This window comes from Delftia lacustris, from assembly GCF_040267515.1.
Taxonomy (GTDB): Bacteria; Pseudomonadota; Gammaproteobacteria; order Burkholderiales; family Burkholderiaceae_C; genus Comamonas; species Comamonas tsuruhatensis.
The window spans coordinates 5368620-5382544 of sequence record NZ_CP141274.1; the positions used below are offsets into that span (position 1 = coordinate 5368620).

A 13925-nucleotide genomic window follows, 5' to 3' on the forward strand; every position below is an offset into this window, starting at 1 on the left:
TCATGCGCCCCTGTCCGAAGCACATCCTACACGGCGGCCGGCCGGCGCCCTGCGCATGGCGGCGCGAGGGGCCTCCCGGCCCGCTCGCGCCCTCGATCAGCCGGTATTGCGCACGCCGGCCGCAATGCCATTGATCGACAGGTGGATGCCGGTCTTGATGCGCTCATCGGTCTGGCCGCCGCGCCAGCGGCGCACCAGTTCCACCTGCAGATGGTGCAGCGGATCGATGTAGGGAAAGCGGTGGCGGATGGAGCGCGCCAGCGCCTCGTTGTGGGCCAAGCGCTGCTTGTCGCCCGTGATGCGCGCCAGCGCATCGACGGTGCCGTGCCACTCGGCCTCGATGGCGCTGAAGATGCGGCGGCGCAGGCGTGCGTCCGGCACCAGGTCGGCATAGCGCGAGGCCAGGTTCAGGTCGCTCTTGGCCAGCACCATGTCCATGTTGGACAGCAGGGTGCGGAAGAACGGCCACTGGCGGTACATCTTCTGCAGCAGGGCCAGCTGGGCCTTGCCATCCTTGCCCGGCTGCCCGATGAAGGCCTGCACCGCCGCGCCGAAGCCGTACCAGCCCGGCAGCGTGAGCCGGCACTGGCCCCAGCTGAAGCCCCAGGGAATCGCGCGCAGGTCCTCGATCTTCTGCGAGGGCTTGCGCGAAGCCGGGCGCGATCCGATGTTCAGCTCGGCAATCTCGCGGATGGGCGTGCTGCTGAAGAAGTAGCTGGTGAAGCCGGGAGTCTCGTACACCAGGGCGCGGTAGGCACCCATGCTGGCCTCGGACAGAAACGCCGCCGCGTCCAGGAAGGCGCGCGTGGCCGGCTTGGTCGGCTGCAGCAGCGTGGCCTCCAGCGTGGCGGCCACCAGGGTCTCCAGGTTGCGCCGGCCGATCTCGGGGTTGGCGTACTTGGAGGCGATGACCTCGCCCTGCTCGGTCAGCCGGATCTGGCCGCGCACGGTGCCCGGGGGCTGCGCCAGGATGGCCTGGTAGCTGGGGCCGCCGCCACGGCCCACCGTGCCGCCGCGGCCATGGAACATGCGCAGGCTGATGCCATGGCTGTCGGCAAGATCATCGAACAGCTCGACCAGCGAGATCTCGGCGCGGTACAGCTCCCAGTTGCTGGTGAAGATGCCGCCATCCTTGTTGCTGTCGCTGTAGCCCAGCATGATGTCCTGCTCGCCGCCGCTGCGCTGCACCATGGCCGCCACGCCGGGCAGCTGGAAGTAGCGCCGCATGATGGGCGCGGCGCTGCGCAGGTCGCCGATGGTCTCGAACAGCGGCACGACGATCACGTCGCAGACGGCGCCGTCGTCCAGCGTGCCGCGCAGCAGCCCCGCCTCCTTTTGCAGCAGCAGCACTTCCAGCAGGTCGCTGACCGACTCGGTGTGGCTGATGATGCAGTGGCGTATCGCCTCGGCGCCCAGGGTCGCGCGCAGGCGGCGCGCGGCCTCGAAGATGGCCAGTTCACCGCGCGCATGCTCGGAATAGTCGGCGCCCACCACGCGCAGCGGCCGCGCCTCTTCCAGCAGGCGCACCAGCAGGGCGCACTTGGCGTCTTCCTGCAGGCCCGAATAGTCGGGCTCCAGGCGCGCGGTGGCCAGCAGCTCGGCCACCACCTCCTCATGCTTGTCCGAACTTTGGCGCAGATCCACGGTGGCCAGGTGGAAGCCGAAAACCTGCACGGCGCGCATCAGCGGACGCAGGCGCTGGGGCGCCAGCACCTCGCCATGGTTGCGGCTGAGCGAGTCGTCGATGACGCACAGGTCGGCCAGGAACTCCTCGGGCGAGGCATAGGCGTTCTGCGGCGCCACGGCATGGCGCGCGGCCTCGCCGCCGGTCAGCACCTTGAGCGTGGCGGCCAGGCGCGCGTAGATGCCGGTGAGCGCGCGGCGGTAGGGTTCGTCGGAGCGGTGCTCGTTGGTGTCGGGCGAGCGCTCTGCCAGCGCCTGCATCTCGGGCGTGACATCGGCCAGGCGCTGGGACAGCGACAGCTCGCCGCCCAGGTAGTGCACCTCGCGCAGATAGTGGCGCAGCGCCACGTCGGCCTGGCGCGACAGCGCCAGCTCCAGGCTCTGGGCCGTGACATTGGGGTTGCCGTCGCGGTCGCCGCCGATCCAGTGGCCCATGCGCAGGAAGCTGTGCACGGGCAGGGTGTTGCCCAGCTCCTGCTCCAGTTGCGCATACAGCTTGGGAATCTCGCGCAAGAAGGTGGCTTCGTAGTAGGACAGCGCGTTTTCGATCTCGTCGGCCACGGTGAGCTTGGAGTAGCGCAGCAGGCGTGTCTGCCACAGCTGGCTGACGCGGGCGCGCAGCTGGGCCTCGTTGCGTTCGAGTTCGCGCGGGGTGAGCGCGTCCTTGGCGCTGTTGTACAGCTGGGCGCGGGCCACGATGTCCTCGCGCGCGGCCAGCAGTTGGGAGATGTCGCGCTCGGCCACCAGGATGCTCTGGCGCTGCACTTCCGTGGGGTGGGCCGTGAGCACGGGCGCCACATAGCTCCTGGCCAGCGTCTGCGCCACGGTACCGGCCGAGATGCCGGCCCAGCGCAGCCGCGCCAGCGCCACTTCGATGCTGCCTTCCTGCGTGTTGCCCGCGCGCTCGTGCACGGCGCGGCGGCGGATGTGGTGGCGGTCCTCGGCCAGGTTGGCCAGATGGCTGAAATAGGTGAAGGCGCGGATCACGCTCACCGTCTGGTCCGTGGTCAGGCCCTTGAGCAGGCGCTTGAGCGCGCGGTCGGCGGTCTCGTCGGCATCGCGACGGAAGGTCACCGACAGCTGGCGCACCTGCTCGATCAGCTCGAAGGCCGCCACGCCTTCCTGCTCGCGGATCACATCGCCCAGAATGCGCCCCAGCAGGCGTATGTCCTCGATCAGCGGCAGGTCCTTGTCCGTCTTGCGGACAGGCTTGTCATCACGCCTGTCATCTCGCGCATTGCTCTTGCGGGGGGCGGTGGCCATCAACGAATCTCCTGGAATCGGTCAGCGTATCGGTTTGCTTGGGCTTCGGTCCTGGTGCCGGGTTTACTGCGGCGCAGCATGCTAGCATCCCGCGCTCCCCTCGAGGCTCCTGATGAATACCAAACCACTGATCCCCCACTCCATCGTGATCGCCACGCGCGAGAGCCAGCTGGCACTGTGGCAGGCCGAGCATGTCCAGGCACTGCTGCGCGCCCGGGGGCATGAAGTGGAATTGCTGGGCATGACCACCAAGGGCGACCAGATCCTGGACCGCACGCTGTCCAAGGTGGGCGGCAAGGGCCTGTTCGTCAAGGAGCTGGAAGTGGCGCTGGAAGAAGGACGCGCCCACATCGCCGTGCACTCGCTCAAGGACGTGCCCATGGAGCTGCCCGAAGGCTTTGTGCTGGCCTGCGTGATGGAACGCGAAGACCCGCGCGACGCTTTTGTCTCCAATCGCTACGCCGCGCTGGCCGAGCTGCCGCAGGGCGCCGTCGTCGGCACATCGAGCCTGCGCCGCCAGGCACTGCTGCAGGCCCTGCGCCCCGACCTGAGGATAGAGCCGCTGCGCGGCAACGTGAACACCCGCCTGCGCAAGCTGGACGAAGGCCACTACGACGCCATCGTGCTGGCCGCCGCAGGCCTGATGCGCCTGGGCCTGGCCGACCGCATCCGCGCCAGGTTCGAGCCCGCCGGCATGCTGCCTGCCGCAGGCCAGGGCGCGCTGGGCATCGAGGTGCGCGCCGACCGCCAGGACCTGATCGACGCCCTGGCCCCGCTGGCCCACCAGACCACCTGGCTGACCGTGACCGCCGAGCGCGCCGTCAGCCGCTGCATGGGCGGCAGCTGCTCCATGCCGCTGGCGGCGCACGGCACCTTCGACGGCCAGCAACTGCGCCTGGACGCAGCCTGGGGAGACCCGGAAGGCCGGCTGCCGCTGGTGCAGGTGCACGCCGATGCCACCGTCACCGACTTCGCCAGTGCCGACGCACTGGGCCAGCACGTGGCTGCGCTGCTGCAGGCGGCGGGCGCCCAGCCGGTCCCCAAGCTCTAGACGGCACGCCCACATGCCACCGCGCATACTCGTCACCCGCCCGGCCCATGACGCGGCCGCGTGGGTGGATGCGCTGCAGGCCCGGGGCCTTCCGGCCCAGCCGCTGGCGCTGATGGCCATAGGCCCCTGCCGCGATGCGGCCACGCAACAGGCCTTGCAGGCCGCCCGCAACGCGCTGCGCGAAGGCCCGGGCTACCGCGCCGTGATGTTCGTCAGCGGCAACGCCGTCCAGCATTTCTTCGGCACCGACCCCGCACGGCTTCCGGCCTCCACCCGCGCCTGGACGCCCGGCCCCGGCACCGCCCAGGCGCTGCTGGCCCTGGGCATTGCGCCAGCACAGATCGACGGCCCGCCACCGGACGCCGCCCAGTTCGAATCCGAAACGCTATGGCAGCGCGTGCATGACCAGATCCATGCGGGCGACCGCGTGCTCATCGTGCGTGGCGACAGCCAGGCAGGAGCGCCCAGGACCGTGCCGGCCACGGCAGGCGCCGGCCGCGATTGGCTGGCCGCCCGACTGCGCGAGGCAGGTGCCCAGGTCGAAATGCTGGCCGTCTACCAGCGCGAACTGCCTGCCTGGGATGCAGCCCAGACGGCACTGGCACGCCTGGCGGCCGAAGATGGCACGCTGTGGCTGCTCAGCAGCGCCGAATCCGTTGCCAACCTGCAACAGCTCCTGCCGGGCCAATCGTGGCAAAAAGCGCGAGCGCTCGCTACGCACGAGCGAATCGCTGCCCAGGCAAGACACATGGGATTCGGAGATGTCAAGCAATGCCGGCCCGCTCTGGAGGACGTGGTTGCGTCGATAGAATCGTCGCCATGAGTTCCGACGCAGCGCAAGACCGCCCCACCCCGCAGGACCTAACGCCCGCATCCTCCGCAGCAGCCTTCGCAGCCGGCTCCGCCCAAAGCAGCCCCGCTGCAGAACTGCGCGGCGGCTCCTCGGCCCTGGTCTACGGCGTGGGCGCCGTGGCCGTCGCGGCGCTCATTGCCTGCGGCATGCTGTGGCAGCGCCTGGGCAATATCCAGGAACAGCTGGCGCGCCAGTCCGCGCAGTCCGGCTCCCAGTCGGTCGAGGCCCGCACCCTGGCGCGCGATGCCCAGGACCTGGCCCGCGATAGCGCGGCGCGCACCTCGGTCATGGAGGCGCGCATTGCCGAGCTGTCTCTGCAGCGCACGCAGCTCGACGAACTCCTGCAAAGCATGTCGCGCTCGCGCGACGAAAACCTGGTGGTGGACATCGAATCCTCCATCCGCCTGGCACAGCAGCAGGCCGAGCTGTCCGGCAGCCTGCAGCCGCTGGTGGCCACGCTCAAGAACGCCCGCCAGCGCATTGAACGCGCCGCCCAGCCCCGGCTGGCCCCGGTCATGCGCGCGCTGGACCGCGACCTGGAACGGCTGGCCCGCATGAGCGTGACCGACACCGCCGGCCTGCTCACGCGCATCGAGGACCTGGTGCGCCTGGTCGACGAGATGCCCCTGCTCAACGCCGTGGCTCAGCCACGCGCCAGCCGCCATCGCGGCGTGGCCGGCCAGGCGGCCCGCCAGCCCGAGCCCGCCCCCATCGAGGGCAGCCCCACCGAATGGCGCTGGTGGCAATCCTGGGGCGAGCGCGGCTGGACGGCCGTGCGCGAAGAAGCCCAGGACCTGCTGCGCGTCAGCCGCATAGACCACCCGGACGCCATCCTGCTGGCGCCGGAACAGGCCTATTTCCTGCGCGAGAACCTCAAGCTCAAGCTGCTGAACTCGCGCCTGGCCCTGCTGTCGCGCCAGTGGGATGCGGCGCGGGCCGACCTGGCAGCTTCCGGGATGGCCGTGAACAAGTACTTTGATCCTGCCGCGCGGCGCACCCAGATCGTGCAGGCCCAGCTGCAGCAGATCCAGGCCAATCTGCGCACCACCGAACAGCCTGCGCTGCAGGAAACCCTGGCGGCGCTGGCAACAGCGGCCGCAGGCCGCTGAGCAGCCGGGAGACAGACGAATGCGCGCTGCACTGTGGTTGATCGGTTTGTTCGGCATGGCCGTTGCGGCCGCCTTGTTCGCGGGCTCCAACCAGGGCACGGTGACCCTGTTCTGGGCGCCCTACCGCCTGGACCTGTCACTGAACCTGGCCATTGCCATCATCGTGCTGGCCTTCGTGCTGCTGTATGCCGCGCTGCGCGCGCTGGCCGCGCTGCTGCAGATGCCGCACCAGGCGCGGCGCTGGCGCAGCCAGCAGAAAGAGCGCGCCATGCACCACAGCCTGCTGGAAGCCCTGTCGCACCAGCAGGCCGGCCGCTTCCTGCGCGCACGCAAGTCCGCGCTGGCGGCCCTGGCCATGGAAGAGTCCCTGGCCGAGACCCATGCCGCCGTGCCGCACGGCATGCGGCTGCGCGCCGCCGCCCACATGGTGGCCGCCGATGCCTCCCATGCACTGCAGGACCGCCAGCAGCGCGACCACCATTGGCGTGAGGTTCTGGCCAACGCACCGGCCCAGGGCAACGCCCAGGAGCAGGAAATGCGCGAAGGCGCACAGATGCGCGCGGCACGCTGGGCCCTGGACGACCGCGACGCATCCGACGCGCTGCGCCGCCTGGCCGAACTGCCACAGGGCGCGGCACGCCGCACGATCGCGCTGCGCATCCGCCTGAAGGCATCGCGCCTGGCAGGCCAGACATCGACGGCGCTGGACACGGCGCGCCTGCTGGCCAAGCACCGCGCCTTCTCGCCCGCGGCCGCCGCCAGCGTGGTGCGCGGCCTGGTACTGGAGAGCATCAACGAGGCACGCGACACCACGCAGCTGCAGCACTTCTGGCTGTCGCTGGACACGGAAGAGCGCGCCATGCCCGAGATTGCGCTGCCGGCCGCATCGCGCCTCATGGCCCTGGGCGGCGAGGCCGCCCAGGGCCGTGCCTGGCTGCTGCCCGTGTGGGAGCGCCTGCTGTCCCACGCAGGCCCGCGCAGAGAATCCCACCTGCCGCGTCTGGTCCAGGTGCTGGAGCCCTGCCTGGACGGCCTGGACGGCGCCTGGCTGGCTCGCATCGAGGCGGCCAGCAACGCCCATCCGCGCGAAGCCCGCCTGCAATACCTGGCCGGCATGGCATGCGTGCAGCGCCAGCTCTGGGGCAAGGCCCAGCAGCTGTTGCTGCGCGCAGCCCCCCACCTGCAGGAAAGCGCACTGCGCACCCGCGCCTGGCAGCGCCTGGCCCTGATGGCCGAGCACCGCGGCGATGCCGATGCAGCGGCTGCCGCCTGGAAGCAGGCAGCGCAGGCCGTGGTCGTGCTGCCCGCCGATCCGACCCGGCCCTGAGCCCTCCGCGCGGCACGGCGAGCCTTCATCTTTTTTGAATCGAGCCGTCAATACCGCTGAACTCTTTTGGATTTGCCGCTTCCTACACTGCACGTTGTCCGCAGTGCACGAAGTCCACGCAGAGCGCACCGCACCCTTTCTTGCCATCCAGGGCCCCTTTGCAGGGGCCCTGAACGGTTCCAAAGCCTGCCGCCATCCATGACAGAGTCCTCAGCCCGCGCCAACGCGCCAGCAAAATCCTCCTCCAAAGCCACGCGCTACAACGGCGTGGCCATGGCTGCCCACTGGCTGCTGGCCCTGGGCCTGATCGCCGCCCTGGCCCTGGGCTGGTACATGACAGGCCTGCCGTTCTCGCCCTCGCGCCTGAAGCTCTACAACTGGCACAAGTGGCTGGGCGTCACGCTGTTGACGCTGAGCCTGCTGCGCCTGGTCTGGCGCATCACCCATCGCCCGCCCGAACTGCCCGCCGCCGTGGCCCGCGCCATGCCCCAATGGCAGCACTGGGCCCACAACGGCACCCACCACGCCATTTACCTGCTGTTCTTTGCCGTGCCCCTGCTGGGCTGGGCCTACAGCTCGGCGGCCGGCTTTCCCATCGTCTTCCTCGGCGTGCTGCCCCTGCCCGACTTCGTGAGCGCAAGCCCCGAGCTGGCCGAAACCCTCAAGCCCCTGCACGGCTGGGCGGCCTGGGCCCTGGTCGCGCTGATCGCCATGCATGTGGGCGCCGCCCTCAAGCACCAGTTCATCGACCGCGACGGCCTCATCTCCCGCATGCTGCCGGGCCGCGCCTGAGTTTTCTCCCCCAGCCAGGGCCTGCGCACCGCGCTGCGCGCGCCCCAGCCATCCCCGATCGAATGTTTCCCGACCCCCAAAGGAGTCCTGCCATGCGCTTTTCCGCCACGCTGACCACCATTGCCCTGGCCGCTGCGGCCCTGACCTCCCAGGCGGCCCTGGCCGAGCAAAAGCTCGTTCCCGCCCAGAGCGCCGTGAACTTCACGGCCAAGCAGATGGGCGTGCCCCTGCAGGGCCACTTCAAGAAATTCGACGCCCAGGTCCAGTTCGACACGGCCAAGCCCGACACCAGCAAGATCCGCTTCACCGTGGACACCGGCAGCGCCACCATGGGCGCCAAGGAAACCGACGCCGAGCTGCCCAAGGCCGATTGGTTCAACGTCGCCAAATTCCCGCAGGCCGTCTTCGACTCCACGGCCGTCAAGGCGCTGGGCGGCGGCAAGTACCAGGTGGACGGCAAGCTCAGCATCAAGGGCCAGGTCCAGAACGTGAGCATTCCCGTGCAACTGGCACAGTCCGGTACCACGACCACGGCCACCGGCACGCTGCCGCTCAAGCGCCTGCAGTTCAAGATCGGCGAAGGCGAATGGGGCGATACCTCCATGGTGGCCGACGAGGTACAGGTGCAATTCAAGCTGGTCCTGACCGGCGTGGGCAAGCTGTAAGCGGCACTCTTGCCCAGGATTGGCCGTTTTCTTTTCCGTTTCGTGCAACCCCAACCTAGGAGTTCTTTCATGCGCACTTCCGTGTTTGCCCTGGCCATTGCCGGCCTGTTCGCCACCGCTGCCCAGGCGGCTCCCGCAACCTACGCCATCGACCCGACGCACACCTTCGCCACGTTCGAGATCGACCACAACGGTGCCTCGACCAACCGCGTGCGCTTCGACAAGAAGAGCGGCACCGTGGAATTCGACCGTGACGCCAAGGCCGGCAAGGTCGAAGTCGTGCTGGAAATGGACTCGCTGAGCTCGGGCACCGCCGCCTTCGACAAGCACCTCAAGAGCGCCGACATCTTCAACGTGGCCAAGTTCCCCCAGGCCAAGTTCGTCTCCGACAAGTTCGTCTTCGACGGCGACAAGCTCAAGGAAGTCACCGGCCAGCTGACCATCCTGGACAAGACCCAGCCCGTGACCATCAAGGCCAACAAGTTCACCTGCTACCCCAACGCCATGCTGCAAAAGCGCGAGACCTGCGGCGGCGACTTCGAGGCCGTGATCGACCGCACCGCCTTCGGCGTGAACTACGGCGTGGACTACGGCTTCCCCAAGCAAGTGCGCCTGGTGATGTCCATTGAAGCGGTCAAGCAGCAGTAAGACCGCGCTGGGCAAAGCGCCTTTAGGGGCGTCGGCACCCAAGGCCCGTGAACCGGCACCCCGGTCACGGGCTTTTTTGCGTTGCGGATTGGGTCTGCCACTGACTGACCACGCCCGCCAGCCTGCGCACCCCTTGCTCGATGGCCTGCGGCTGCAGGCTCGCATAACCCAGGACCAGCCCGGCGCAGGACTGGCGGCGATGGGCATCACCGGCCGCATAGAGCGGCGAGATGGGGCGAACGCCCACGCCGCGCTCTCGCGCCAACCGCACCAGGGCAATCTCATCGCGCTGATGCACGGCAGGCACCCAGGCCACCACATGCAGGCCGGAGGCCGAGCCTTCGACCTGCACCGCGCCCGGCAGGTGCCGCTCCAGCGCCTGCAGCAATGCCGCCCGCCGGCCTTCGTTGCGACGGCGGGCAGCGCGCACATGGCGCTCGTAGCTGCCGTCGTCGATCAGCGCGGCCAGCACCAGCTGGTCCAGGCGCGGCGCATGCCGGTCGGCCAGCCGCCGGGCTTCCCGGAACACGGGCACCAGGGACGGCGGCAGCACCAGGTAGCCCATGCGCATTTGTGGGGACAAGGCCTTGGAGAAGGTGCCGACATGGATGACGCAACCCACCTCGTCAATGGACTGCAGGGCGTCGATGGGGCGCAGCCCGTAGCGGAATTCGCCGTCGTAGTCGTCTTCCAGAATCCAGGCACCCGTGGCGCGCGCCCAAGCCAGCAGCTGCTGCCTGCGGCCTATGGGCAGCACGCCGCCCAGCGGAAACTGGTGCGAGGGCGTGACATAGGCGAGCCGCGCCTGGCGCCCGGACAGCGCCGAGGTATCCAGGCCCTGTTCATCGACGGCCATTTCCTGCAGGCATGCGCCCTGGGCCTCGAACACGCGGCGCGCCATCAGGTAGCAGGGCTCTTCCATCAGCACGGTCTCGCCCGGATCGACCAGCACGCGCGCGCACAGGTCGATGGCCTGCTGCGAGCCCTGCACCACCACGATCTGATCGGCCGAACAGACAAGCCCCCGCGCCCTTCGCAGATAGCCTTGCAGCGCCATGCGCAGCGCCGGCTCGCCTTCGGGCGCGTCGTAGGACAGGGAAGACTGGCGCTGCACGATGGCGCGGTTGTAGGCACGCCGCCAGGCCAGCGTGGGAAAGTCATCAAAGGCCAGGGCGCCGTACAGAAAGTCGATCACGGCAGGCCCTTCATCCCCGGCGCGAGCGGGCTGGGCCTGCGCCAGCGCATCCACGCGCCGTCCATAGGAAGACAGGCGGGATCGGCAATCCTGCGCCGCAGCCGCAATGCGGGGCGCGCGGCTGCGCTGCTCCGCGCCAGCTGCCACGCGCGCCCGGGCGCCCTGTGCAGTCTCCAGATAGCCCTCGGCCGCAAGCTGCTCGTAGGCCGCCGTGACGGTGGTGCGCGACACACCCAGGTCCAGCGCCAGCGCGCGGGTGGAAGGCAGGCGCGCGCCCACGGCCAGGCTGCCGTCGGCCATCTGGGATTTCAGCCATTCGTGGATGCGGCGGGCGCTGGGCGCAGCCCCGGCATTGGCGGCGAAATGGGATTTCAACTGGTCTTCCAAAAAATCACGAAACTGGATTTTTCATTGTGCCAGGGATGGTGGATAGTCCTGTTTCCCCCGATGCCGGTCCACCGTTGCACCAAGCTCCATGTACACGCCCGCCCATTTCTCCCTCACCGATTCCGGCAGCCTGCACGGCCTGATCCGCAGCCACCCCCTGGGCACGCTCGTCACCCAGGCCAACGGCGTGCTGGACGCCAACCACCTGCCGTTCCTGCTGGATGCGGCCCCAGGGGAGATGGGCACGCTGAGCGCCCATGTGGCCCGCGCCAATCCCATCTGGCAGCAGTGCCGCGACGGCGCCGAGGTGCTGGTCATCTTCCGTGGTGCCCAAGGCTATATCTCGCCCAGCTGGTATCCAAGCAAGCACGAGACGCACCGCCTGGTGCCCACCTGGAACTACGAGGCCGTGCATGTGCACGGGCAAATCAGCATCCATGACGACGAGAGATTCGTGCGCGGCCTGGTCGGCCGGCTCACCCGGGTCCATGAGGCATCGCACGCCCAGCCCTGGAAGATGTCCGACTCGCCGCGTGAATTCATCGACGGCATGCTGCAGGCCATCGTCGGCCTGCAGATCCGCATCACCCGCCTGGAGGGCAAGGCCAAGCTCAGCCAGAACCGGCAGGCCCGCGACCTGGAAGGCGCCATCGGCGCGCTGCGCGAGCGCGGACAGGAGCCGCTGGCCAGCGCCATGGATGCGGCGCCGCGCATCTAGCGCCAGCCACCCTCACACAGGTTGCCACCCACCGATGTACACCTCCACCTTCACTTTCGCGCCGGGCGAATACGACGCGCAGTTCCATGCCCTTGACGGCCGGATCGCCGCGATCGCCCGCGCCATCCCCGGCTACCTGGGCGAAGAGGCCTGGGAGAACCCCGCCACAGGCCTGGTCTCCAACGTCTACTACTGGCAGACCTGGGAGGCGCTGCAAGAGCTGATGCGCCACCCTGCGCATATCGAGGCCAAGCGGCAGCAGGCGCGCTGGCTCAAGGGCTACCAGGTGGTGATCGCCCAGGTGGTGGGCAGCTACGGCGATGGCGGGATAGCGCACCCGCTGACCACCGCTGCGCAAGGCACTGCGCACCCGGCTCGCTGACCGGACCCGCTTTTGGCCCGATGATGGCGGCCATGCGATGGCGTTTTGATCCTGTTTCCCTGGTGTGGGCGGTGGCCCTGTTTGTGCTGCTCGTGCTGCTGGCCACCGTCGGCGCACGCTGGGGCTGGGTGCGCAGCTTCTTCGGCGACGTGTTGGCCGTGGCCTGGGTCTATGCCGTGTTCAAGACCGTGATCGCCGCGCGCGTGCTGACGCTGGCATCGGCCGCACTGTGCGTGGGCCTGCTGGTGGAGCTAGGCCAGTTCCTGGCATCGACCTTCCAGTTGCACATTCCCAACCGCGCCTTGCGCATCGTGCTGGGCAGCACGGCCGACTGGTGGGATGTGCTGGCCTATGCGATGGGTTTTGCAGCCGTGCTGGTGGTGGAGGCTGCGTTCCGTGGCCGCAGAGCCAGGCCTGTGCTCTGATCAGGCCCGTACAGCGCAGCCACCGGCCTTGAGCACCCGCTTCGTCGAGGCCGGATACCGCTCCAGCTTGTCCGCCGGCCGGCGCGGCCTGGCCACCAGCTCGCCACCGCAGTTGGGGCAGGCGCCGTGCAGCACATGATCCGCACAGCCGGCACAGAACGTGCACTCGAAGGTGCAGATGCGGGCCTCGGCAGACTCTGGCGGCAGGTCCTTGTCGCAGCATTCGCAGTTGGGTCGAAGCTCAAGCATCGGTGCACTCCGGGTGTGGCCCATGAAGACTGGCATCCTAGTGGATGTGCTCTGCCGGGGAGCGGTCCTCGCGCTCCATCTGCAGCGTCGTATGGTGCAGGTCGAAGCCGGCCTGCAGCCTGTCCTCGATATCGCGACGCACCTGCTCGCCGTCCGCGCCGGGCAGCAGCACCACATGGCCGGTCAGCATGGGCTTGCTCTGCGTGACCGCCCACAGGTGGACATCGTGGATCGCTGCCACGCCTGCCGTGCCCGCAATCGTCTCGCGCACCGCCTGCAGGCTCATCCCCGAGGGCACGCCTTCCAGCAGGATGTTGATGCACTCGCGCAACAGGGTCCACGTCCGCGGGAACACCATGAAGCCGATGCCCACGGCCACCGCCGAGTCGATCCACCGCCAGCCCGTCAGCCAGATCAGCGCAGCACCGGCGAGCACGCCGATCGAGCCCAGCATGTCAGCCCATACCTCCAGGTACGCGCCCTTCACGTTCAGGCTCTCGTCCTTGCCGCCCGACAGCAGGCGCATGGAGATCAGATTGATCACCAGGCCCGCGGCCGCCACCGCCATCATGCCCAGGGACTGGATTTCCGCAGGTGCCGACAGGCGGCGGTAGGCCTCATACAGGATGTAGAAGGCCACTCCCAGCAGCACCAGTGCGTTGACGGCGGCGGCCAGGATCTCGAAGCGCGCATAGCCGTAGGTGCGCAGCAGGTCGGCTGCCTTGCGGCCGGCGCGTATGGCCACCAGGGCCAGCAGCAGCGCCATCGCGTCGGTCAGCATGTGCATGGCGTCGGAGATCAGGGCCAGGCTGCCCGTGACCATGCCGCCGATGATCTCCACCACCATGAAGGTGCCGGTCAATCCGAAGGCAAACCAGAGACGGGATTCCGGCAGGGCGCGCACGTCGCCGTGCTGATGGCTGTCGCTCATGAGGTTCCTTGACTTGAAAACGGTTGTGAACAGAGGGCCGCCGCATCCATGGCGACCATGGCAAGCGGGGGGATCGGACCTCGATGAGAAAGCGTGAAGTGACTTGAAGGTCAAGTGCTGGCGGCAACTCGGCACCGCAGGTGGCCCGGACACCGCAGCGCGCATATCCCTGCATCCATCGCAACATTTCATTTAGGTAAATTGATTACGAATAGTAGAATCAAGACATCCACCAAGGAGACATTCG

Annotated in this window: 14 protein-coding genes; 10 read left to right on the forward strand and 4 right to left on the reverse strand. The window is 68.6% G+C overall.

The features are described 5' to 3' along the window. Window positions 1-96 precede the first annotated feature (96 nt). On the reverse strand, window positions 97-2946 hold the full coding sequence (gene ppc, locus U6958_RS26000) for a phosphoenolpyruvate carboxylase (protein ID WP_074921587.1): 2850 nt from the start codon (window positions 2944-2946) through the stop codon (window positions 97-99). A 112-nt stretch (window positions 2947-3058) separates the two neighbouring features. Here ppc and hemC point away from each other — a divergent pair, with 112 nt between their 5' ends. The 7 genes from hemC (at window position 3059) to U6958_RS26035 (ending at window position 9391) form a co-directional block, all read left to right on the forward strand. Further along, window positions 3059-3997: a hydroxymethylbilane synthase gene (gene hemC, locus U6958_RS26005; RefSeq protein ID WP_074921588.1), complete on the forward strand. Its 939-nt coding sequence runs from the start codon at window positions 3059-3061 to the stop codon at window positions 3995-3997. A gap of 13 nt (window positions 3998-4010) precedes the next feature. After that, entirely contained in the window at window positions 4011-4820 is an 810-nt protein-coding gene (locus tag U6958_RS26010; RefSeq protein ID WP_034365390.1) for a uroporphyrinogen-III synthase, read from the forward strand. Continuing rightward, on the forward strand, window positions 4817-5959 hold the full coding sequence (locus U6958_RS26015) for a uroporphyrinogen-III C-methyltransferase (RefSeq protein WP_034348890.1): 1143 nt from the start codon (window positions 4817-4819) through the stop codon (window positions 5957-5959). Before U6958_RS26010 ends, U6958_RS26015 begins: the two co-directional genes overlap by 4 nt. Window positions 5960-5978: 19 nt before the next feature. Beyond that, complete coding sequence (locus U6958_RS26020) at window positions 5979-7286, forward strand: heme biosynthesis HemY N-terminal domain-containing protein (RefSeq protein ID WP_074921589.1); 1308 nt, start codon at window positions 5979-5981, stop codon at window positions 7284-7286. 198 nt (window positions 7287-7484) lie between these two features. Continuing rightward, complete coding sequence (locus U6958_RS26025) at window positions 7485-8078, forward strand: cytochrome b (RefSeq protein WP_074921590.1); 594 nt, start codon at window positions 7485-7487, stop codon at window positions 8076-8078. 92 nt (window positions 8079-8170) lie between these two features. Next, window positions 8171-8743 carry a YceI family protein gene (locus U6958_RS26030; RefSeq protein WP_074921591.1) on the forward strand — a complete coding sequence of 191 codons (573 nt, stop codon included), beginning with the start codon at window positions 8171-8173 and terminating at the stop codon, window positions 8741-8743. 69 nt (window positions 8744-8812) lie between these two features. Then, window positions 8813-9391, forward strand: a complete 579-nt coding sequence (locus U6958_RS26035; RefSeq protein WP_016448945.1) for a YceI family protein — start codon at window positions 8813-8815, stop codon at window positions 9389-9391. Window positions 9392-9455: 64 nt separating this feature from the next. Here U6958_RS26035 and U6958_RS26040 read toward each other — a convergent pair whose 3' ends face one another. Continuing rightward, window positions 9456-10961 (reverse strand): PLP-dependent aminotransferase family protein, encoded by a 1506-nt coding sequence (locus tag U6958_RS26040; RefSeq protein ID WP_074921691.1) that lies wholly within the window; start codon window positions 10959-10961, stop codon window positions 9456-9458. A 100-nt stretch (window positions 10962-11061) separates the two neighbouring features. Between U6958_RS26040 and U6958_RS26045 the strand changes: the two genes are divergently transcribed. The 3 genes from U6958_RS26045 to U6958_RS26055 are packed head-to-tail and all read left to right on the forward strand — an operon-like array spanning window position 11062 to window position 12498. Beyond that, window positions 11062-11691 carry an FMN-binding negative transcriptional regulator gene (locus U6958_RS26045; protein ID WP_074921592.1) on the forward strand — a complete coding sequence of 210 codons (630 nt, stop codon included), beginning with the start codon at window positions 11062-11064 and terminating at the stop codon, window positions 11689-11691. Between the two features lie 34 nt (window positions 11692-11725). Further along, window positions 11726-12073, forward strand: coding sequence for an antibiotic biosynthesis monooxygenase (locus tag U6958_RS26050; protein WP_074921593.1), 348 nt, complete (start codon window positions 11726-11728; stop codon window positions 12071-12073). Between the two features lie 20 nt (window positions 12074-12093). Beyond that, complete coding sequence (locus tag U6958_RS26055; RefSeq protein ID WP_074921594.1) at window positions 12094-12498, forward strand: DUF2809 domain-containing protein; 405 nt, start codon at window positions 12094-12096, stop codon at window positions 12496-12498. Here the strand turns inward: U6958_RS26055 and U6958_RS26060 are convergent, their stop codons facing one another. Beyond that, entirely contained in the window at window positions 12499-12747 is a 249-nt protein-coding gene (locus U6958_RS26060) for a DUF1272 domain-containing protein (RefSeq protein WP_012204142.1), read from the reverse strand. A 37-nt stretch (window positions 12748-12784) separates the two neighbouring features. Further along, window positions 12785-13678, reverse strand: coding sequence for a cation diffusion facilitator family transporter (locus U6958_RS26065; RefSeq protein ID WP_074921595.1), 894 nt, complete (start codon window positions 13676-13678; stop codon window positions 12785-12787). Window positions 13679-13925 lie beyond the last annotated feature (247 nt).

Bases quoted from the DNA above. Each gene is read 5' to 3' on its own strand.
- ppc (WP_074921587.1), bottom strand. From the start codon at position 2,946: ATGGCCACCGCCCCCCGCAAGAGCAATGCGCGAGATGACAGGCGTGAT.
- hemC (WP_074921588.1), top strand. From the start codon at position 3,059: ATGAATACCAAACCACTGATCCCCCACTCCATCGTGATCGCCACGCGC.
- U6958_RS26010 (WP_034365390.1), top strand. From the start codon at position 4,011: ATGCCACCGCGCATACTCGTCACCCGCCCGGCCCATGACGCGGCCGCG.
- U6958_RS26015 (WP_034348890.1), top strand. From the start codon at position 4,817: ATGAGTTCCGACGCAGCGCAAGACCGCCCCACCCCGCAGGACCTAACG.
- U6958_RS26020 (WP_074921589.1), top strand. From the start codon at position 5,979: ATGCGCGCTGCACTGTGGTTGATCGGTTTGTTCGGCATGGCCGTTGCG.
- U6958_RS26025 (WP_074921590.1), top strand. From the start codon at position 7,485: ATGACAGAGTCCTCAGCCCGCGCCAACGCGCCAGCAAAATCCTCCTCC.
- U6958_RS26030 (WP_074921591.1), top strand. From the start codon at position 8,171: ATGCGCTTTTCCGCCACGCTGACCACCATTGCCCTGGCCGCTGCGGCC.
- U6958_RS26035 (WP_016448945.1), top strand. From the start codon at position 8,813: ATGCGCACTTCCGTGTTTGCCCTGGCCATTGCCGGCCTGTTCGCCACC.
- U6958_RS26045 (WP_074921592.1), top strand. From the start codon at position 11,062: ATGTACACGCCCGCCCATTTCTCCCTCACCGATTCCGGCAGCCTGCAC.
- U6958_RS26050 (WP_074921593.1), top strand. From the start codon at position 11,726: ATGTACACCTCCACCTTCACTTTCGCGCCGGGCGAATACGACGCGCAG.
- U6958_RS26055 (WP_074921594.1), top strand. From the start codon at position 12,094: ATGATGGCGGCCATGCGATGGCGTTTTGATCCTGTTTCCCTGGTGTGG.
- U6958_RS26060 (WP_012204142.1), bottom strand. From the start codon at position 12,747: ATGCTTGAGCTTCGACCCAACTGCGAATGCTGCGACAAGGACCTGCCG.
- U6958_RS26065 (WP_074921595.1), bottom strand. From the start codon at position 13,678: ATGAGCGACAGCCATCAGCACGGCGACGTGCGCGCCCTGCCGGAATCC.